Origin of the sequence: Motiliproteus coralliicola, assembly GCF_003345655.1 — a bacterium.
GTDB lineage: Bacteria > Pseudomonadota > Gammaproteobacteria > Pseudomonadales > Balneatricaceae > Motiliproteus > Motiliproteus coralliicola.
This window is the reverse complement of sequence record NZ_QQOH01000001.1, coordinates 227,156-246,772: the sequence shown is the minus strand read 5'-3', so window position 1 is coordinate 246,772 and position 19,617 is coordinate 227,156. Positions and strand designations below refer to the sequence as shown.

Below are 19,617 nucleotides of genomic sequence, written 5' to 3'. Positions count from 1 at the left end.
TTTATTCGATCATTGTTGCCGCCGTTTAGCTCTCACGACGCCAGCTGGTACCTTCGCGACTGTCATCCAGGATGATTCCCTGCGACTTCAGGCTATCACGAATCTCATCAGCTCGAGCAAAGTTACGAGCCTTCTTCGCCTCCGCCCGCTCGACGATCAACGCCTCGATCTGCTCGGCACTCGGCCCATCACCCGCATCATCTTGACCGCCCTGGAGATAGACTTCCGCATCCAGCTGCAACAAGCCCAGAATTCCCGCCAAACGCTTCAACTGAGAAACAAGACGACCCGCCTGCTGCGCATCCTCTTTGACCCGATTGATTTCACGAGTCAACTCGAACAACACCGACAGCGCGCCTGCGGTATTGAAGTCATCATCCATCGCGGCTGTAAAGCGCGCATCATAGTCGTTATCCAACTGCCCCTCTTCTACCGGCTCAATGCCTCGTAGCGCATGGTAGAAGCGATCCAGCGCCCCCTTGGCCTCTTTCAAGCTAGCCTCAGAGTAATCGACCTGACTGCGGTAATGTCCCGCTGTCAGGAAATAACGCACCACTTCAGGGTGATAGGTTTCGAGAATCTCCCGGATCGTGAAGAAGTTGCCCAACGACTTGGACATTTTCTCGTTGTTGACCCGGATCGCGCCAGCGTGCATCCAGGTATTGACGTACTTGACGCCATTGGCCGCTTCGCTCTGGGCAATCTCGTTCTCATGGTGAGGGAATTTCAGGTCCGGACCACCGCCGTGGATATCAAAACTGCTACCCAGACAGCATTTGGTCATGGCCGAGCATTCGATATGCCAGCCCGGCCGCCCCGGCCCCCAGGGCGATTCCCAGCTCACTTCGCCGGGCTTAGCCGACTTCCAGAGTACAAAATCCCCTGGATGCTCTTTGACGTCATTGACATCGATCCGAGCCCCAGCCTGCATCTCTTCCAGATTCCGGTTGTTCAATTTACCGTAATCGGCAAACTTAGTGACCCGATAATAGACATCACCATTGTCCGCCACATAGGCAAAACCCTTGTCAATCAAGGTTTCGACCAGCTCGACGATCCCGTCGATATGAGCGGTGGCACGCGGCTCTTCGGTCGGCGACAGCACACCGAGGCGAGCCTCATCTTCATGCATCGCAGCAATAAAACGCTCGGTTAGCGCATCACAGCTTTCATCGTTTTCATTGGCCCGCTTGATAATCTTGTCATCGACATCGGTGATGTTGCGCACATAGTGCACATCGTAACCACTGGCACGCATATAACGGGTAATCACATCAAACGCCACCAACACTCGCGCATGACCCAGGTGACAGTAGTCGTAAACCGTCATACCGCAGACATACATGCGGATCTTTCCTGGCTCAATTGGCGTGAAGACCTCTTTCTGACGGGTCATCGTGTTGTAAATCTGTAAACTCATGCTGCTCCCTACTATCTCAGCTGACTCGGTGGCTCGCCTTATTTGTTAGCCCAGGTGTCTCGTAATCCGATGGTTTTATTGAATACCGGCGCTTCGCTGTTGTGGTCGTAACGATCGGCCACAAAGTAGCCTTCGCGTTCGAACTGGAAACACTGCTCAGGCGCAGCTGAAACCAAGTCAGGCTCAACCCAGCAACCTTCAATGATCTTTAATGACTCTGGATTCACATGGCTTAGGAAGTCTTCTTCACCACGATCCGGGGCCTCATGGCTAAATAAGCGATCATAGATGCGAATCGTTGCTTGCTTGCCATGACTAGCGGATACCCAATGCACAACCCCCTTAGGGTTCACTCCATCTTCCGGATCAGTACCCACAGTGTTTGGAATTAAACGCGCATTAACTTGAACGACTTCATCTGCTTCATTTTTTTCAAAACCATCAGCTTCAATCACATAAGCATTACGCAATCGGATACGCTTTCCTGGCGTCAGCTTTTTCTTAAATTTCTTGCTGTATTCCTCTTTAAAATCCGCTTGATCGATATAAATCTCACGGCTAAACGGCAAACTTCTTTCGCCCAGGTCTTGCTCTGGATGCGCAGGCGCTTTTAACCACTCGACTTCACCTTCGGGATAATCGGTAATCACCACCTTTAAAGGATTCAGAACCGCCATGGCACGAGGAGCGTTGTGATTAAGATCATCACGGACGGCAAATTCTAGCTGGGCGATATCGACCACACCGTCGGACTTGGAAACCGGCAGGCCGAAGCAGAAATTACGCAGCGACTGGGCGGTGAAACCTCGACGACGCAGACCAGAAATAGTCGGCATCCGAGGGTCGTCCCAACCAGATACGACCTTGTCATCAACCAACTGCTTAAGCTTGCGCTTACTGGTGACGGTGTAATTCAGGTTCAGGCGGCCAAACTCGTACTGGTGTGGACGGTTCGGCACCGGCAGATTATCGAGGAACCAGTCGTACAGCTCGCGGTTGTTGGCGAACTCCAGGGTACAGATCGAGTGGGTGATCCCTTCGATCGCGTCTTCCTGACCGTGGGCAAAATCGTAGTTCGGGTAGATACACCACTTGTCGCCGGTCTGGTGGTGCGACTGCTTGCGAATCCGGTACATGATCGGGTCGCGCATCGACATGTTCGGTGACGCCATATCGATCTTAGCGCGCAGCACCTTGGCGCCTTCGTCGAACTCGCCGTTTTTCATTCGCTCCAGCAGGTCGAGGCTTTCTTCGACACTACGGTCACGGTAAGGGCTGTTCTTGCCCGGCTCCTTGGCCCAACCACGGTACTCACTGGCCTCTTCCGCCGACAGGTCGCAGACATACGCCTTGCCTTCACGCACCAGGTGCTGAGCCCAGGCGTAGAACTGATCGAAGTAGTCAGAGGCGTAACGCACTTCACCATCCCAGCTGAAGCCCAGCCACTTGACGTCTTCTTGGATCGAATCGACGTATTCCTGCTCTTCTTTGGACGGATTGGTGTCGTCAAAGCGCAGGTTACAGACCCCACCGAAACGCTCGGCCAATCCGAAGTTAACACTGATCGACATGGCGTGGCCGATATGCAGGTAGCCGTTAGGCTCGGGCGGGAAGCGGGTAACAATCTTGGTGTGCTTACCGGCTTTCAAATCATCTTCGATGATCTGGGCGATAAAGTTGGAGACTTTCGACTGGTTTGATTGAGAGCTCATAAGGCTGTCTGGTTATTCCCACAATAAAAAGGAGCAACATCCGCCACACAATGGACGGGCAAAGCGAAGGATTATACCCCTACGCAGCCATACTGGGGAGGGTCAGAACTTCAAAACCGCCTCTTCCAGATGCCTTGTTAACCCTGCCGATCAGAAAAGAGGCTAGCAGGCCGACTTCTGCTGAGCATGCTCTATACTGAATCCGCTAGTGACGCTCGGAAACTTATAAGGACCTATCTCAATTCAAGGGCAAGGAGACGCCTGATGTTTTTCAAACTTTTCGCCAAATCCAAACAGACTCCATCCACGGAAACCAAGCCGGCCCCATCCAACCGCCGCGTCAGGGTGCGCCGCAAGATTCCGGATCGACGTGCTCATATCCGCTTCCAACCGGGCAACCCCGATCGACGACAAAACCCCGGCCGTCGGCATTCCGATCTCGATCCCTGGAAAAAAGCAGCCTTTCGTAATTAATCCATTGTTAATCGGCGCTGCTTACTAAAAGGAGTTCCACAGCGGAGTTGATGCCATCACCCTGATAGAAGCACAGCGGTTAACACTCGGACTTGATCCGATCAGTTGACAGCGAACGGGTCCCCATGGCATCAAAGCCGCTTCAGTTCTGCTAATGGAAATCTATCGTGAAAAAGCTGTTTAAAGCCCTAACCTCTGCTGCCTTCCTGATTGCCCTGAGCAGCCAGGCTTCATCTGCCCAAGATGAAGCTTCGGCGACGGCACCTTCTGCTTCTGCCACCGTGCCCGATCAGGCTAAACAGGTCCTGCTTGAAACCAACATGGGTAATATAGTCATCGAATTGAACCCTGAAAAAGCCCCCAAAAGCGTGGCGAATTTTAGCGCCTATGTAAAAAGCGGCTATTACGACGGTGTCATTTTTCATCGGGTCATCAACGGCTTTATGATACAAGGCGGTGGTTTCACTCCCAGCATGTCGCGCAAGCCCACCCAAGCACCGATCGAGAACGAAGCCGATAACGGACTTAGCAACGTGACCGGCTCCGTCGCCCTGGCCCGCACCGGCGATCCCCACAGCGCTACAGCTCAATTCTTTATCAACGTGAATGACAATGTCTTCCTTGATCATCAATCCAAGACCAACCAAGGCTGGGGATACGCCGTGTTTGGCAAAGTCGTTGAAGGGATGGGCGTGGTCAATCAGATCAAGCAGGTCTCAACCACCAGTAAATGGGGCTACCGGGATGTTCCGGCCGAACCTATCGTCATCAACAAGGCCAGCCTCCGTTAAACCACGCAGCTAGAGCCAGGCAATGATATTCGCCAAGCGGGCGTCGGCCACCTATAATCGGCCGACGCCTAATCGGCGTTATCGGTATATGTTATTAGAGAAGGATAACCGTCATGATCACGCTTCAAACCAATCTCGGTGAAATCAAGATCGAGCTCAACGACGATAAGGCACCGAAGACCTGTGCCAACTTCCGAGAGTATGTGCGCAACGGCTTCTTTGACGGTACGATTTTTCACCGCGTCATCGATGGCTTCATGATTCAGGGCGGCGGCTTCGAGCCGGGCATGGTACAAAAGCCCACCGAAGCGCCGATCGAGAATGAAGCTGACAACGGCCTGAGCAACGAGACCGGCACTCTGGCCATGGCCCGGACCATGGACCCGCACAGCGCCACTGCGCAGTTCTTTATCAACGTTAATGACAACAACTTCCTCGATCATCGCTCCAAGTCCACCGAGGGCTGGGGTTACGCCGTGTTCGGCAAAGTGGTTGAGGGCATGGATATCGTCAACCAGATCAAGGCCGTGAAGACCACCAGCCGTGCCGGCCATCAGGATGTACCGGTTGATGACGTAGTCATTACCTCTGCCGAGGTATCTGACTAAACACCGGAGCCACCCACCACTGTGACTACCCTGTTCATCTCGGATCTACATCTGGATCCCCGACGCCCGCACCTAACGCGGGCGTTTTTCGATTTTCTCGACACCACCGCTCAAGGGGCTGACGCACTCTATATCCTCGGTGATTTTTTTCATCTTTGGTTATACGAAGACCCCTTCACCCTCGAGGTGGCCGACAAGCTGAAGCGGTTTAGTCAGCAAGGAACCCGCATCTACCTGATGCATGGCAATCGGGACTTCCTGTTCGGGCAGCGTTACTGCGACAAAGCCGGCGCAACCCTGCTGACCGACCCAAGCCTGATCGACCTCTACGGCCAACCCACCCTGTTGATGCACGGCGATAGCCTCTGCCTGGACGATGCCGGCTACCAAAAGTACCGACGCATCATCCGCAGCCGGTTTATCTTCGCACTGCAATACATCGTACCGCTTAGAGTCAAGCAGCGAATTGCCAATCGCATCCAACAACAAAGCCAACAAGCCAAAGCCGGCAAAAGCCTGATGATCATGGATGTCACACCGAGCGAGGTGAAAAAACAACTTGGGGCTCATAAGGTTCGACTGATGATCCACGGCCATACCCATCGGCCCGCGACGCACCAATTAAAAATCGACCAACAAGCGGCCGAACGTATTGTATTGGGGGACTGGGGAGAACGAGGCTGGTACCTGCGCTGCGAGCCTAACGGTGATCGGCAGCTGATTTGCTTCGATATTCCACCCCTCGACTCGCAAACAGCCAGCTAACAGCATTTATCAGTTTCGACTAATGGTATAGAAGCGTCGCTCCGTTTTAGCCCCATCATCACCAAAAGCTGTGCAATAATTTCAACGCAGATCCAATCGGTACAACATGCAAATAACAACAAATGGGGCCCCCTATGACTCCCAATGAGATTATTGACGGTATTGACCAGCTGCTTTCATTGCCCGATGTCGTGGTACGGATTAATGAATTGATCGAATCCGACACCTCATTGATCGAAGAGATTGCCGACGTGATAAGCCATGATCCGGCGCTATCCGCCCAGCTTTTGAAACTGGTCAACAGTGCCTTCTACGGCTTCCCGGCCCAGATCGATTCGATGAGCCGTGCCACCAATCTGATCGGAACCGACGAGATCCGCTCTCTGGTGTTAGCCTCCAGTACTGCCAGCGTTTTTGGCAATGTTTCCACCGAGCTGATCGACATGGACAGCTTCTGGCACCGCAGTGTGTACTGCGGACTGATCGCCAAAAAACTTTATCGTTTGACACACAAAGGCAACGGCGAATCCCAGTTTCTCATGGGGCTACTCCATGATATCGGTCGTCTTGTTTTATTAACCACCATGTCAAACGATTACGCCCAACTGCTACAGCAGGCCAAGGACAGTCACGAGCCCCTGCACGAGCTCGAACGCCGCTGGCTTGGCTTCGATGCCGCCGAGATTGGCGCAACACTGTTGGAACGCTGGCATCTCCCTTCTGTGCTGTGGGTACCGGTCAAATTTCAACACGCCCCACAGCAATCCGACCGCTTATTGCCCGAGTGCCAGCTACTGGGCCTGGCGATCAAGATTACCAATTGCGTCGAGCCCGAGCTCAAAAGCAGCGATCTCAGCGAACAGCTGAAACAACTGGATCAGCTACAGTTAGGCAACATTGAGCTCACTGCAGCCGAGGTTGAAACGATCGCCATGGAAGCCAATATGGAGGCCTTTGAAGTGCTGAGCATCATCAATCCCGGGGCGACCACTGTCTTTTAAACCGACAGGCAGTAGGCTACCCCCCCGTTCCTGACGAGCGCTGCTTATTGCAAAGAATCTGCTATCAGAGAGCCCAATAACTGATCTGGATTAACTCGTTCGCTGAACCAGCTTGACTTTCAGTCAGCAGACGCGATGATGGCTATTTCTTCGCAGTTTATTCATAAAACTGGCTTAGAATAAAAGGCTTAGTGTTGTATTCGATTGATTTCGGGGCTCAGCAATTCAGCCACTACTGAACTGCTCAGGCACGCCAAAGTGCCGATCAATCACCGCTCCCACAGGAACCCTGATGAGCAACAATAAAGATTTGGAACAAAGCCAGGAACTGGCCAAGCAAACCCTCGATTGGCTCAAATCCAATAAGGTCAAAGCAGTACCGTCCCATTACAGCGTTGGTTACGAGCATCTCAGCGGACAAAACCCGGGCCTGAGTTTTCGCTTATCTCAATTCAACTCCCATGGCGACAGACTGGAAGTCGAACTTGATAAGCTGTACCAGGAGCATTTCGGGAGTCACACCGACGAACGATTAGAAGAGTTCCGCGCCGGCCTGCAGCAGATCCTGCAACAGGTGCTCAGTCTTACCGAACGCCCCCAGGCGGAAACCCAGCATTTCCATCAAACCCTGGTCCAGTCAAAAGAAATACTCAGCGACGAGTCCACCGACCTTGATGGCGTCCTTGGCGTCATCCAGCACCTGGTCATTGAAACCCAACGCATGGATGATTCGATCTGCGCGATGGAGACCGAGCTTCGCCAGACTAACGACGAAGTTTCGCTTTTGAAAGAACAGTATGACCAAGTCCGCTCCGAGGTCTTTACCGATCCACTGACCGGGGTATCAAACCGTCGCGGGCTCGACAGCGCGCTACGCAAGCTCACCGCCGATGGCACCCAGCAGCCGCATCTGTCCGTACTGATGATCGACCTGGACAACTTCAAGCCGTTCAATGACAAGCATGGCCACCTGGTCGGTGACCAGGTTCTCTGCTTCGCCGCCAAGATCCTAAAAAATGCGACCCGCGGATCTGACCTGATCTCGCGCTACGGCGGCGACGAATTTGCGGTCATACTACCCGACACCAACACCCACGAAGCCAAAACAGTGGCTTTCAACATCCTCAAACGGTTCCAGTCCAACACCATCAAACGCCGTAGCAGCCGCGAGGTTCTCGGGACTTTGTCAGCTTCGGTAGGCGTCGCGGAGCTACATCCAGACGAAACGATCGAAGAGATGATGGAGCGGGCCGACAGAGGCTTGTTTGCCTCTAAACGCAACGGCCGCAATCAGGTAACCGCACTGCCCAAGCTCTGAGCAATCGCAGCTATCTTTGATCCAAAAAAAACGCCGCTGATAGCGGCGTTTTTTTTGGCTGAATGAATCTGTCAGAGGTTCTTAAATACCTCGAATTGGCCGGCATTTAGCCAAAAGTGAACCCAGATACTGGCGGCGTAGCCCAGCATAATGACGGGAGCCCATTTCAAGTGGCCGAAGAAGGTGTAATAACCTCGGGCCTGCCCCATCAAGGCCACACCGGCAGCAGAGCCGATCGACAAGAGGCTACCACCGACCCCTGCAGTCAAAGTGATTAGTAGCCAATGCCCTTGCGACATGGCCGGCTCCATCGTCAACACCGCAAACATCACCGGAATATTATCGACGACTGCAGAAATAATACCGAGGGCGATATTGGCGCTACTGGCATCCCATTGGGTATACATCAGATCCGACATCATCGCCAAGTAGCCCATAAAGCCCAGACCGCCGACACAAACGATAACGCCATAGAAGAACAACAGTGTATCCCACTCGGCGCGAGCAACCCGGTTGAACACATCGAAAGGCACCACACTACCCAGACGTTTCAAGCGCTCGCTGTCGCCAGCCTCTTCGGCCATCTTACGTTTCTTCGCCAGCGAACCAGCCAGAGTCATCCGCAGGAAATAGCCAAAAAACTGCAGATAACCCAGCCCCGCCATCATTCCCAGTACCGGCGGTAGATGCAAGAACAGGTGACAAGAAACCGCCGTGGCAATTGTAAGCAGGAACAAACCTAGAATTCGGTGCGCACCGCGCTTGAGCTCGACCACCTCATTGCTGGGCTCTGGGCTTCGGTCTTCGACAAAGAAACTCATCACGACAGCCGGCACGACAAAGTTGACCAACGACGGGAAAAAGAGCACGAAGAATTCTTGGAATTCCACCAACCCAGCCTGCCAGACCATCAGCGTAGTGATATCACCAAACGGACTGAACGCCCCACCAGCGTTGGCCGCCACCACGATATTAATGCAGCTCAGATTAATGAACCGCCGATCACCTTCGGCTACTTTCATCACCACGGCACACATCAACAATGCGGTGGTCAGGTTATCTGCGATCGGTGAAATAAAGAACGCCAAGAAGCCAGTAAGCCAGAACAGGGTCCGGTAATTGAAGCCTTTGCGCACCATCCAACTTCGGAGCGCATCAAACACACGCCGCTCCTCCAGCGCGTTTATGTAGGTCATCGCCACCAGCAGAAACAGCATCAGCTCGGAGAACTCCAGCAGGGTGTGCTTATAGGCCTCCTCGACCACATGCTCCACCCCCTGCTGAATATAAAACCAACCGATCAGTGCCCAGATCACCCCGGCCGCCACCAGCACCGGTTTCGACTTCCTCAGATGCAGCTTCTCTTCCAGCATCACCACCACATAGGCGATACAAAAAACAATCAGTGCAATGTAGCCGATCCCGCTATCGGTCAGATCGATCGGACCTACTGCAGCCATGGCAGGCGCAGCACCAAGTAGCAGTAAAGAGAATAGAACCCAATTAACTGGTTTTACGTATACAGCGTCCGACATAAGCCCCCTCCGACATGTCATGACCATTGATTCAGTTCGATTACCCTCGGCTGGTGCTAGCTCTATATCCATAGATAGACCGCCAAGCAGGGATCATTGTTGTTCTAATTCAGCCCTTGAGATAGCAACTACGCTCCTTCTCCACGACCTCGACCGTACGACTGACCTGCCCCGGCACCTGGGATGCCAGCACCCCCAACAGCTGCTGGCTCAGCAGCAGCTTCTGCTCGCTGCTCCTGCCGGACAGAATTCTGGCGCAGACATGAACGAAAGCCTGCGGCTTACCCGCCACGGTATAGTGCATAAACCCCTGAGCCCGGGTCTTAACCGCAGCCGACTCAAACAGACCGGATTCAATCGCAGCCTGATCAAGCGACAGCAGCAATGTTGAGATCTCTAGCTGTGACTCCAATGATACGGCATAGTCGACCACTAAATGGGGCATGTCTTTCCCTGATATCAAGCAACCAAATAATCCGTTATCTATATCGGAAAACCCGGCCAGCGATCAATTCAACCATCGATATAGAAAGCCTCTGCGCAGAGCCTACACCGCTGCCGCCTGTAACAGAGGACTAGTTGGAATCCAGCAGTAACAGCTCGATACGCTGTGACGGAATATCATTCAGATAGGCTGGCGCCAGGGCCCCGACTCCGAAAACCTCGACACGGCCCGCTTCGACTCCGGAATCCAAAAGTCGTTGTTGCAGTCTCAACGCCAGCTCTATCGAATGCTGCCTCTGTTGCATGGCACTCAAGCCCTGATCACTATGACCAACCAACTGTAACCGTAAATCTTGGCGCTGCTGCAACAATGTGAGCAGCCTCTCAAAGCCGGCATCTTCAGAACTGACCAGATACGCACGCTGCCGCTGCTGCAACTGCTCCAGCAATACATCCGCAACTTCTGTCTGGGGCTGACGCGATGTTTGTGATGCCGTAGGATCAACAAGATCTAACTGGACATACACCCGCTTATTACCCCGCTTGACCGTATAGAACGCCAGATAAAGAGGCCCTTGTCCCCCTTCAAAGCTCAACGCCTGGTAATACTGCTCCCGATCAATTCCGTAGAGCCGCTGGATACCGAACTGGTAATTGGCCCATTGATCACTGTCTCCACAGTTTCGTCCCTCACAACGGTACAACACCTGCGCCCCCAAGGTTTCAAACTGAGCAGCAAAGTGGTTAAACGCCTCATGGCTACTACGGCCCGAAGGCAAACGGTAGGTAACCCGGGTTAAGTGGCCAGATAAATACTGCGCTGATTGCGGCGAGACCACCCCGTTGATCTTTTTCATCTTACCCGTTGCCAGGCGGTACTCGGGTACGGTCGCCTGGCTGTAGTCGACAATCCAGGAATTAGGGTAGCGCTGCAGCTCGCCCAGATCGTTTGAACCGGTAACATCGGTAGCCGCCTTTGCCGAAACAGCAAGGAGGCAACCGCACAGAAACAATAATGAGCACACCAGTTGCCGATTCATTCGGCTATGGCAACCACTTTTTTTCATTGCTATCAGCACCACTCAAAAACCCGAGAAAACCGGTTGTCACCGGACTGTTCACAACTGGACTCTATACTGAGAACCGGTAGGTTAATGCGTTAAAGTCCGCTATTATCATCGCCTTAACAACAAGGGCAGATATCCATGATCAGCTTAGCAGATCCCGTTTCAGAACAGCGGTTTAATCGCGCCCTGTTTGTTCTCTTCAGCATTCTTTTTCTGCTCGCACCGCTCTATTACCAACACAATCTAGGTGGCGAAGGGCTATTCCTACCGTTCAACAATACCGTGTGGATCGCTGCAGTCTTTGTGATTGCAATGGGCTTGTTGAAGCTGGGCTATAGCGGCCTGGTCCGCATTCCCAAAATGACAGCGGCGATCCTGTTTTTTTTGACCGTTACGACTCTAGTTGGTGCGATAGGAACCGTTTCCGAACCCACATCCTGGATGTTCCGCAGCCTGTCCATCTGGGGTGGGATGCTACTGTTCTTTAGCTTGGCGCAATTTCGATTGAACCGTCGCCAACGTGACAACCTACTCTATATTCTGATGGGGTCAGCCTTGCTACAGGCAATCTACTGCCTGGTCCACCTACTAGCATTAGATTCGCCCCCAGGCTGGATGAGCCAGTCCCCCGGGATACCCCGGGGGATATTTCAACAACAAAACCTGGCCGCCAGCTATCTGGCCACCGGCCTATTGATCGCTATTTTCTTAACCACCGTACCGTCATTCCGGCATCGAAACCTGTTCTTAAAAACCAGCGTGTTACTGTGCATCCTGCTCAGCAGCCTCGTCGTTGTTACCAGCGGCTCGCGTACCGGCATCTTAGCGGCCTTTGGCGGCATCTTGTTGATCTGTGTGAGCCGCCATCAGCAGCTGTTACGTCATCGCGGCAGGAGCTTGTTACTGGTTTCGGTCATGTTGGGATTGGGTATTCTGGGCGGGAGCCAGATTGACAGCAAGACTGGAGGCCTGACACAGGGACTGGAAAAGCTAAGCAAAGCCTCTCAGACATCCCAAGACCCGACCCGCAACGATGTACGGCGAATGATGTACGACTCCAGTGTTGAGCTGATGCTGGAAAAGCCTGTTTTCGGTCATGGCATCGGCCGCTTTCAGCCGGTCTGGCATGATAAGAAAGCCCAGTACCTTACCGAGCACCGTGACGCCGCGATACTCGCCCCCCGCCTCAGCCATCCCCATAATGAGCTGCTCTACTGGGGGGTTGAAGGCGGTCTGGTCGCCCTGAGCGGGATTGCGGTACTGGCATTGGCCTTTTTAAAGGTCAGCTTCGGATTGGGCTGGCAGCGCGGCGGGTCTTATTTAGCCCTGCTACTGCCAATCACCCTCCACACGCAGGTAGAGCTTCCGTTCTATATCTCTCAACTGCATTGGCTGCTGTTTGTCAGCCTGATCGCAATCGTGGCCACCCACCGCGTCACCACCAAAGTCTTTCAACCCAGCCGTTACGCCCGCGCCTGTATGCTGGGACTGGGCATCAGTCTGCCGGTGCTGGCATCTATTTTTTTCAGCCATAGCCTGCTGGCGAATCGAGTGATCTTTCAGTTCAACATCGCCAAAACGAAAAGCTTCGAGCTACTCGACATTCCCTCGCGCAATATCTACTTCGCCAATACCGCCGATTTTATTAGGATGCAGACCCTGCTGAACTACGCAATCAAGACCGATAACACCGAGATAATCGAAGAGTATATCCGTTGGGCCGAGCAGCGCCTGCTCCAGATGCCCGATGCGGCGTTGTTCTCCGGTCTGTCGTTCGCACTTCATCATCAAGGGGAGTACCAGCGTAGCTATCAAATGATGCGTCGCGGCCTCAGCATCTACCCGACAACCACACTGATGCTGTCGGCACAAAAAATGCTGCAAAAACTTGATCAAGAGAAAGACTTGCCGGTCGGCGTTCCTGTGGAGTAGCGACCTCAAAGTGACTAAACGAAGGGCGTGTCAGCGAGGATATTTAATCCAGTCCAGCTCGGCACAACCGCTAGCGGCAAGCGGCATCGTCAATTGTGCCATCGTACTGGTATCAAATCCGTAGTGTCCTGAATCGCCCAGCAACTGGCTAAGCAGTCTGCTCAGCAAGGGATTGTGGGCCACCAACAGAACCTTTCCCTGCTGCGGCTGCAACCACTCGATAAGAGCATCGATATCGCTGTCGGGAGTCAAACCAGCATAGGTTTCGGCAGCAGGCAACTCAGCTAGAGAACCGATTAACTGCAGCGTTTGTTTCGCACGCAGATACGGCGACACATAAACCCGGTCAATCCCAGCCAAAGAATCCAGGCATTCACGGCTCACCTGCAACGTGTGTTCGCGACCTCGCTGGGTAAGTTCACGCATCTCATCCGGTGAGCTGAACGCCGCCTCACCATGACGCATCAACAGCAACTGCAGCGACATCGGAATTCAAGCCTCGCCGGAACGATCCAGTAGCTCGAAAGCCACATCGTCGCCCTGGGCGGCCATCATCATACCACCGATAACACGATCAACCGGCTGACCCTCGAACACCACTTTATAAAGACCTTGAACCAGCGGCATATAGACCTCCAGCTCATCCGCCTTGGCTTTGACGTATTTGAGCGTGTTAACCCCTTCGGCCACCTCGCCGAGCTCCTCGACCGCATCATCTAGATTTCGCCCCTGCCCCAAAGCAAAGCCGACCCGGTAATTGCGACTCAGCGGTGACATGCAGGTCACGATCAGATCGCCAACTCCCGCCAGTCCAAGGAAAGTCAGCGGGTCTGCTCCCATCCTAACGGCAAAACGACTCATCTCGGCCAATGAACGGGTCATCAGCATGCTGCGGGTGTTCTCTCCCATTCCCAGCGCTGAACTCATGCCGGCAGCTATCGCATAGATATTCTTCAGGGCTCCGCCCAGCTCAACGCCATACATGTCAGAGCCGGCATAGACCCGGAAGAAGTCGCAGTGCAGGATGGTCTGGATCTGGTTGCACAGTCCTGTGTGCTCGCTGGCAATCACTGTCGCCGTAAGCTGCCGAGTTCCAATCTCCTTTGCCAGGTTGGGGCCACTGAGAACACCAACACGACAATGGGGTGCTTCCTCGGCTAGGATCTGGCTCATCAGCCGAAAACTGCCCGGCTCGATCCCCTTGGTAGTGCTAATCAGCATCTGTCCGGGTTGCAGCAATGGAACGACCTGTTGCACCACTTCCCTGAAGTTACGACTCGGGATGGAGACAAATACCACCTGGCTACGACTTACCGCATCCAGTGTGGTAACAGCCTTGTGCCCAGGAGCAAGCTCAAAACCGGGCAGGTAGCGTTTATTCTCCCGCTCGAGGTTCATCTGCTCGGCCTGTTCGGCATTGCGCATCCATTGGTAGACACGGTATCCGTTCAAGGCGGCGATATTGGCCAGTGCGGTGCCGAAGCTTCCGCCTCCCAGCACACTGATGGTGTTGGCATCAATACTCGGTTTAGACATCGACGATTCGCTATCCATGAACGTTATCGTGGCGACTCAAGCAGCTTCTCTTCAGGATGCTGGCAAGGCAAGCGGCGCCCGATCAGCTCCTCGATATCCGGCAACATAAATGCATCGGTTTCGCAGGCGAAACTGTAGGAGATACCCTCTGCCCCGGCGCGGCCGGTACGACCTATTCGGTGGACATAATCTTCCGGATCCTCAGGCAGATTGTAGTTGATCACGTGGCTGACACCGTCAACGTGGATCCCACGCCCAGCCACATCGGTGGCTACCAGCACTTTGATCCGGCCGCTGCGGAACGCCTCGAGCGTTTTGACCCGCTGCCCCTGGCTGACCTCGCCGGATAGCATCGCGGTTTCCACCCCACTGCGTTTCAGGCGCTCGGTCAGGCGACGCGTCTGATCACGCCGGTTGGCGAATACCATCACCCGCTCCAACTCCTGCTGACGTACCAGGTTGTAGAGCAGATTGAATTTATCCTGCTCACCGACCAAGTAGACGATCTGCTCAACGGTATCGGCGGTCAACTGCTCCGACTCGATCTCAACGGTTACCGCATCCAGCGTCCATAGCGAAGCCAAATGCATGATCTGATCCGAGAAGGTGGCACTGAACAGCAATGTCTGACGATCTTTCTTGTGCGGGGTGCTGCGAATAATCGCACGCACGTCTGGGATGAAGCCCATGCTCAGCATGCGATCGGCTTCATCAAGCACCAGCACTTCGACGCCGCTCAGATCTACCTCACCCTTCTGGTTAAAGTCGAGCAGTCGACCTGGGGTCGCCACCAGGATATCGATCTGATTCTGACGCAATTGACGCTGTTGTTTCTCATAGTCCATGCCGCCTACCAGAGTGACGACCTTCATGCCGCTATGCTGGATCAAGCCTTCGGCATCGCTGGCGATCTGCATCACCAGCTCCCGGGTCGGAGCGACCACCAACGCGCGAGGCTTGCCGTTGGGACGGCGACCACCAATGGGATAATCGATCAGATCGGTGATGATACTGATCAGGAACGCAGCGGTCTTGCCGGTACCGGTCTGGGCTTTACCGATAAGATCCTTGCCTTCCAGAGTGTGGACCAGGGTCTGGGCTTGAATCGGGGTGCAATATTGAAAGCCCAGGTCAGCAATTGCATGCATCACGGTGTCGGGCAGATCCAAGTCATGGAAGCGAACCTTGTCCGCTTGCGGCGCAACCACAAACTGGTCCGGATTCCAGTTAGATTTCGGCTTGGCCGAGGTGGCTTTGGAACGTTGTTTTGTGGGTTTGGTTTTTTTGTCGGCAGGCTGAGTACGGCCGGCCTTTGACGCCTTTGGGTTGGGGCGTTGGCGGGATGCAGACTCGTTTTTCGACGATGATGAGGGGACTTCGGCGGTAGACTTAGACTTTGATAACCACTTAAACAATGCAACACCTCATCATCTGAACAAAAGGGCGGCCGAGCACAACCCTTGGAAGCGCGCTATTTTAGAGCATATTCGCGGCCGTTCCCATCGGAATTAGACATAGAAGCAATCAGGTTATCCCGGCTCACGCCGGTAAGGCGGCAGAGCTTCGAGCAACGCCCGCCCATACCGACGTGTGGTCAAGCGATTATCAAGAATCGAAATCTTGCCGCTATCTGCTTCAGAACGCAGTAACCGCCCACAGGCCTGAATCAGTTTTACCGAGGCATCGGGCACCGCCACCTCCATGAAAGGGTCTCGGCCCTGCTCCCTGATCCATTCGTCCAGAGCCTTTTCCACCGGCTGACCGGGTACCGCAAACGGGATCTTGGCGATCACCACATGGCGAAGATAATCTCCGGGAAGATCAACCCCTTCGGCAAAAGAGTTCAACCCGAACAGCACAGACCCCATCCCCTCATCAACCCGTTGCTTATGCAATTTCAGCAGCGCCTGCTTGGAATGATCACCTTGGGCTATAACCCGATCAGCCAGAGCGGCCCCTAGTCGATCTCGTACCTGCAACATCTGGCGCCAGGAGCTGAACAGCACCAGCGCAGCCTCATCATCGGCCAGACAGGTCTCCAACTCTTCGGCGATCGCTTCATCGTGGGCCTGGGGGTCCGCCGGTGAGGCACTGAGTTTGGGAATCCGCAACGCGGCGGCTTGCTGATGATTGAAGGGACTGGGAACCACGGCAAAACGTGACTCCTGAGGCACCCCGCTACGTAGCTGCAGCTGATCGAACCGTCCCAGCGCGGTCAACGTCGCCGAGGTCACCACCGCAGCTCCACAACGTTGCCAGAGTTGCTGATCAAGCGTCTGCGCCGCCAGGATAGGGCTGCAGCACAGCTCCAGCTCGTCACCCTCAGGGCTCTGGTGAAAGCTCAACCAACGGGCAGCCGGCGGTTGAGCTGGGCTATCTTCAGCAATCAATGAGCGCCAAAGGGCCCGGGCACCTTCAGCACGGGCGAATAGCCGCCCGATGGTAGGATACCAACGCTCAGCCAGCTCTTTATCGATACCACTGATCGGTTCTGAGATCGCCTCTTTGAGCTTTTCGGTCAAGCTATCCAACTGCAGTTGCAGATCCCGGGCACGGGGCTCCAGCTGTCGGGCGAGCTCCAGAATGTCATTCGGCACACGCCCCTGAGGAAAGCGAAAATGACGACTATCGTCACGCCGATCATCCTCGGGTAACTGTGCAACCAGTTGCTGCAGCGGTGTATCGAGTCGTTGTAGCAACTCCAGGCTATCACTGATCAGCGTTTCCAGCCCCGCCTGCCCCCGAATCAAGCTATCCGGCTCCTTCATCTCCTTGAGCATACGCTTCAGCGTCTTGGGCAGCTGCTTGAGCCAACTTCGCCAACTATTGAGTCGCAACTGGCAGTAGAAATGATTCAGTGCCTTATCAGCCAGATGATGACCTTCGTCGAACACATAGAGAGTCTCCTCAGGGTCGGGCAAGATCGCGCCACCACCCAGGGACAGATCCGACATCACCAGGTCATGGTTAGCCACGATGCAATCGGCTTGATCCAATTCATTTCTTGCCTTGTAAAAACAGCAGGAGCTGAAATTAGAACAACGGCGGTTAGTACACTGACGATGATCGGTGGTCACCCCACTCCAGACATCCTGGGCGATCTCCTCCGGCCAGCTGTCGCGCTCGCCGTCCCAATACCCTTTGATATAGCGGTCCGCCAATTCCTGATAAAGCTCTAGCGTTTCACTGGGCAGCCGAAGCGCCAGCTCATCTTCGTAGAGAGCCAGGGTAGGATTCTGAGCATCGCTAGAGAGCCACTGGTCGAGTTTGCTCAGGCACAGATAGCGCCCACGCCCTTTGGCCAGCGCATAATCGAACGACAAGCCACTGTGCTCTCGCAGTTCTGGCAGATCCTTCAGGACGATCTGCTCCTGAAGCGCCACCGTGGCAGTGGACAGCACCAGTTTCTTACCCAGGTGCTTAGCCAACGGCAACACTGCCAACAGATAAGCCACCGTTTTGCCGGTACCGGTTCCGGCTTCGACCACACAGGTCGGAGAACTCTGCTCCGTGTCGAGCAACCCTTTAACGATCTCGGCAATCATCAGCTTCTGACCGTAGCGAGGTTTCAAACCGCGGCTTTCAAGGTAAGCACTGTAGGCCTGTTGGATTTCAGTTTTCAGATGTTCAGGGATGTCACTCACGCACTCGAGACCCATTGGTCAGCCGCCGCCATAGGGGAACTAATTTCCAACACTGGCTAGACAACTGTATAAAAACACATATACTGTACAAAAAAACAGTTAGCGGAACCAACCATGATCAAGCTAACCCAGCGCCAAACCGAAGTACTCGATTGCATCCGGCACTATATAGAAACCACCGGATATCCGCCAACGCGGGCTGACATCGCCCGCGAACTGGGATTCCGCTCCGCCAACGCCGCTGAAGAACATCTCAAGGCACTGGCACGAAAAGGTGCCATTGAAATGATTCCCGGCACGTCCCGAGGAATTCGTATCCCCGATATGGACTCCGCGGACAACGACGCCGGACTGCCCATCGTCGGCCGTGTAGCTGCCGGCCACCCGGTGCTGGCGCAGGAAAATATCGATGCGCACTGCGCCGTACCAGCGGATTTCTTCTCCCCGAAGGCAGACTACTTTCTGCGAGTTCAGGGCTTGAGCATGATTGATGCAGGGATTCTTGAGGGCGACCTTCTGGCTGTTCATCAGACCCGAGAAGCCAGAAATGGACAGATTGTTGTCGCCCGGCTGGACGATGAAGTTACCGTCAAACGGTTCCAAAAACAGGGATCAAAGGTGCAGCTCATCGCCGAGAATCAAGATTTTGATCCGATCGAGGTTGATCTGAAGCGTCAGGAACTGACGATTGAAGGCTTAGCCGTCGGCGTACTCAGAAAAGGTAGCTAACCATGATGTCATTGCACTCACAGCGTACAGCTTATCCGATCACTGCCTACCAACAGCAATCCTTAGGCACCAGCCACCCGGGATCAAACAACCTCAATCATGGCATGGCAGGTAAGATCACCCAGATCATCATGCCCGACGAGGACGAGTATAACTTTCAACTCCTGATGCCATTGCTAGCTCAACTGAGCCGCGATGATCGCTGGTTCGCCTGGATCGCTCCGCCGTTGAAACTACCCAAGGGCTGGCTTTTAGAAGCGGGCATCGACATCAATAAGATCATGATGCTGCAACCCAAGGGAGACAACAATACCTTGGAACTTGCTCGTAAAGCGCTGACCACTGGCACCTGTCACGCGGTGATCAGTTGGCCAGGCCAACTGCAAAACGAAGAACTCAAACTGCTGGAGCAGGCGGCTAAACAGGGAAAAAGTCACGCCATCTTGATCCAGCCCCGTTAATCCCATTTTTTACCGGGCTCGAACTCCCCTTCTCTGGAACCCGCTCACTCCAGCTGCCCGGCCTGCGCCCTCGTCAACGAGGGCGTTTTTTTACCTAGTTTTAGCGACATGCTTATCAAGCAGCATGCAGGTAGTCGTGGCGTAAGCGATGATCTCTTCCATCTGATTTCTCCACCCAAT

At 54.1% G+C, this 19,617-nt stretch carries 18 protein-coding genes; 9 read left to right on the top strand and 9 right to left on the bottom strand.

The genetic code is table 11. The annotated features are described in order from the left end of the window. Nucleotides 1–25: 25 nt before the first annotated feature. Together cysS and DV711_RS01165 are read right to left on the bottom strand one after the other, a co-directional pair. On the bottom strand, nt 26–1,420 hold the full coding sequence (gene cysS, locus DV711_RS01170) for a cysteine--tRNA ligase (protein ID WP_114693822.1): 1,395 nt from the start codon (nt 1,418–1,420) through the stop codon (nt 26–28). Between the two features lie 38 nt (nt 1,421–1,458). Continuing rightward, the gene (locus DV711_RS01165) at nt 1,459–3,132 is read right to left on the bottom strand and encodes a glutamine--tRNA ligase/YqeY domain fusion protein (RefSeq protein ID WP_114693821.1); all 1,674 of its coding nucleotides are present in this window, start codon (nt 3,130–3,132) and stop codon (nt 1,459–1,461) included. 264 nt (nt 3,133–3,396) lie between these two features. On the opposite strand from DV711_RS01165, the gene DV711_RS01160 reads away from it, so the two are divergent. The 6 genes from DV711_RS01160 (at nt 3,397) to DV711_RS01135 (ending at nt 8,089) form a co-directional block, all read left to right on the top strand. Beyond that, entirely contained in the window at nt 3,397–3,606 is a 210-nt protein-coding gene (locus DV711_RS01160) for a hypothetical protein (protein WP_114693820.1), read from the top strand. A gap of 281 nt (nt 3,607–3,887) precedes the next feature. Then, on the top strand, nt 3,888–4,397 hold the full coding sequence (locus DV711_RS01155; RefSeq protein ID WP_279386512.1) for a peptidylprolyl isomerase: 510 nt from the start codon (nt 3,888–3,890) through the stop codon (nt 4,395–4,397). A gap of 113 nt (nt 4,398–4,510) precedes the next feature. Further along, nucleotides 4,511–5,005 (top strand): peptidylprolyl isomerase, encoded by a 495-nt coding sequence (locus tag DV711_RS01150; RefSeq protein WP_114693819.1) that lies wholly within the window; start codon nt 4,511–4,513, stop codon nt 5,003–5,005. A gap of 21 nt (nt 5,006–5,026) precedes the next feature. Then, the gene (gene lpxH / locus DV711_RS01145; RefSeq protein ID WP_114693818.1) at nt 5,027–5,770 is read left to right on the top strand and encodes a UDP-2,3-diacylglucosamine diphosphatase; all 744 of its coding nucleotides are present in this window, start codon (nt 5,027–5,029) and stop codon (nt 5,768–5,770) included. 134 nt (nt 5,771–5,904) lie between these two features. After that, complete coding sequence (locus DV711_RS01140) at nt 5,905–6,771, top strand: HDOD domain-containing protein (protein WP_165839958.1); 867 nt, start codon at nt 5,905–5,907, stop codon at nt 6,769–6,771. 292 nt (nt 6,772–7,063) lie between these two features. Continuing rightward, a complete protein-coding gene (locus tag DV711_RS01135; RefSeq protein ID WP_114693816.1) occupies nt 7,064–8,089 on the top strand; it encodes a GGDEF domain-containing protein in 1,026 nt (341 codons plus the stop codon). A gap of 71 nt (nt 8,090–8,160) precedes the next feature. Here the strand turns inward: DV711_RS01135 and nhaD are convergent, their stop codons facing one another. The 3 genes from nhaD to DV711_RS01120 all read right to left on the bottom strand — a co-directional run bounded on the left by nhaD (nt 8,161) and on the right by DV711_RS01120 (nt 11,135). Beyond that, nucleotides 8,161–9,549, bottom strand: coding sequence for a sodium:proton antiporter NhaD (nhaD, locus tag DV711_RS01130; RefSeq protein WP_424398980.1), 1,389 nt, complete (start codon nt 9,547–9,549; stop codon nt 8,161–8,163). A gap of 184 nt (nt 9,550–9,733) precedes the next feature. After that, nucleotides 9,734–10,069, bottom strand: a complete 336-nt coding sequence (locus DV711_RS01125; RefSeq protein WP_114693814.1) for a 5-carboxymethyl-2-hydroxymuconate Delta-isomerase — start codon at nt 10,067–10,069, stop codon at nt 9,734–9,736. A 130-nt stretch (nt 10,070–10,199) separates the two neighbouring features. After that, entirely contained in the window at nt 10,200–11,135 is a 936-nt protein-coding gene (locus DV711_RS01120; RefSeq protein ID WP_114693813.1) for a DUF4892 domain-containing protein, read from the bottom strand. A gap of 138 nt (nt 11,136–11,273) precedes the next feature. Between DV711_RS01120 and DV711_RS01115 the strand changes: the two genes are divergently transcribed. Next, nucleotides 11,274–13,067 carry a PglL family O-oligosaccharyltransferase gene (locus DV711_RS01115; protein ID WP_114693812.1) on the top strand — a complete coding sequence of 598 codons (1,794 nt, stop codon included), beginning with the start codon at nt 11,274–11,276 and terminating at the stop codon, nt 13,065–13,067. Between the two features lie 30 nt (nt 13,068–13,097). Here the strand turns inward: DV711_RS01115 and sixA are convergent, their stop codons facing one another. The 4 genes from sixA to dinG all read right to left on the bottom strand — a co-directional run bounded on the left by sixA (nt 13,098) and on the right by dinG (nt 18,247). Then, a complete protein-coding gene (gene sixA, locus DV711_RS01110) occupies nt 13,098–13,553 on the bottom strand; it encodes a phosphohistidine phosphatase SixA (RefSeq protein ID WP_114693811.1) in 456 nt (151 codons plus the stop codon). Nucleotides 13,554–13,559: 6 nt separating this feature from the next. After that, nucleotides 13,560–14,621, bottom strand: a complete 1,062-nt coding sequence (locus tag DV711_RS01105; RefSeq protein WP_243633709.1) for an NAD(P)H-dependent glycerol-3-phosphate dehydrogenase — start codon at nt 14,619–14,621, stop codon at nt 13,560–13,562. A 5-nt stretch (nt 14,622–14,626) separates the two neighbouring features. Beyond that, a complete protein-coding gene (gene rhlB, locus DV711_RS01100) occupies nt 14,627–15,811 on the bottom strand; it encodes an ATP-dependent RNA helicase RhlB (RefSeq protein WP_279386503.1) in 1,185 nt (394 codons plus the stop codon). Between the two features lie 321 nt (nt 15,812–16,132). After that, nucleotides 16,133–18,247, bottom strand: coding sequence for an ATP-dependent DNA helicase DinG (gene dinG, locus DV711_RS01095; RefSeq protein WP_243633708.1), 2,115 nt, complete (start codon nt 18,245–18,247; stop codon nt 16,133–16,135). Nucleotides 18,248–18,361: 114 nt separating this feature from the next. On the opposite strand from dinG, the gene lexA reads away from it, so the two are divergent. Then, nucleotides 18,362–18,976: a transcriptional repressor LexA gene (lexA, locus tag DV711_RS01085; protein WP_114693808.1), complete on the top strand. Its 615-nt coding sequence runs from the start codon at nt 18,362–18,364 to the stop codon at nt 18,974–18,976. 2 nt (nt 18,977–18,978) lie between these two features. Continuing rightward, nucleotides 18,979–19,437, top strand: a complete 459-nt coding sequence (locus DV711_RS01080) for a cell division inhibitor SulA (protein WP_114693807.1) — start codon at nt 18,979–18,981, stop codon at nt 19,435–19,437. The last annotated feature ends 180 nt before the right edge of the window (nt 19,438–19,617 follow it).

Bases quoted from the DNA above. Each gene is read 5' to 3' on its own strand.
- cysS (WP_114693822.1), bottom strand. From the start codon at position 1,420: ATGAGTTTACAGATTTACAACACGATGACCCGTCAGAAAGAGGTCTTC.
- DV711_RS01165 (WP_114693821.1), bottom strand. From the start codon at position 3,132: ATGAGCTCTCAATCAAACCAGTCGAAAGTCTCCAACTTTATCGCCCAG.
- DV711_RS01160 (WP_114693820.1), top strand. From the start codon at position 3,397: ATGTTTTTCAAACTTTTCGCCAAATCCAAACAGACTCCATCCACGGAA.
- DV711_RS01150 (WP_114693819.1), top strand. From the start codon at position 4,511: ATGATCACGCTTCAAACCAATCTCGGTGAAATCAAGATCGAGCTCAAC.
- DV711_RS01140 (WP_165839958.1), top strand. From the start codon at position 5,905: ATGACTCCCAATGAGATTATTGACGGTATTGACCAGCTGCTTTCATTG.
- DV711_RS01135 (WP_114693816.1), top strand. From the start codon at position 7,064: ATGAGCAACAATAAAGATTTGGAACAAAGCCAGGAACTGGCCAAGCAA.
- nhaD (WP_424398980.1), bottom strand. From the start codon at position 9,549: ATGGCTGCAGTAGGTCCGATCGATCTGACCGATAGCGGGATCGGCTAC.
- DV711_RS01125 (WP_114693814.1), bottom strand. From the start codon at position 10,069: ATGCCCCATTTAGTGGTCGACTATGCCGTATCATTGGAGTCACAGCTA.
- DV711_RS01120 (WP_114693813.1), bottom strand. From the start codon at position 11,135: ATGAAAAAAAGTGGTTGCCATAGCCGAATGAATCGGCAACTGGTGTGC.
- DV711_RS01115 (WP_114693812.1), top strand. From the start codon at position 11,274: ATGATCAGCTTAGCAGATCCCGTTTCAGAACAGCGGTTTAATCGCGCC.
- sixA (WP_114693811.1), bottom strand. From the start codon at position 13,553: ATGTCGCTGCAGTTGCTGTTGATGCGTCATGGTGAGGCGGCGTTCAGC.
- DV711_RS01105 (WP_243633709.1), bottom strand. From the start codon at position 14,621: ATGGATAGCGAATCGTCGATGTCTAAACCGAGTATTGATGCCAACACC.
- lexA (WP_114693808.1), top strand. From the start codon at position 18,362: ATGATCAAGCTAACCCAGCGCCAAACCGAAGTACTCGATTGCATCCGG.
- DV711_RS01080 (WP_114693807.1), top strand. From the start codon at position 18,979: ATGATGTCATTGCACTCACAGCGTACAGCTTATCCGATCACTGCCTAC.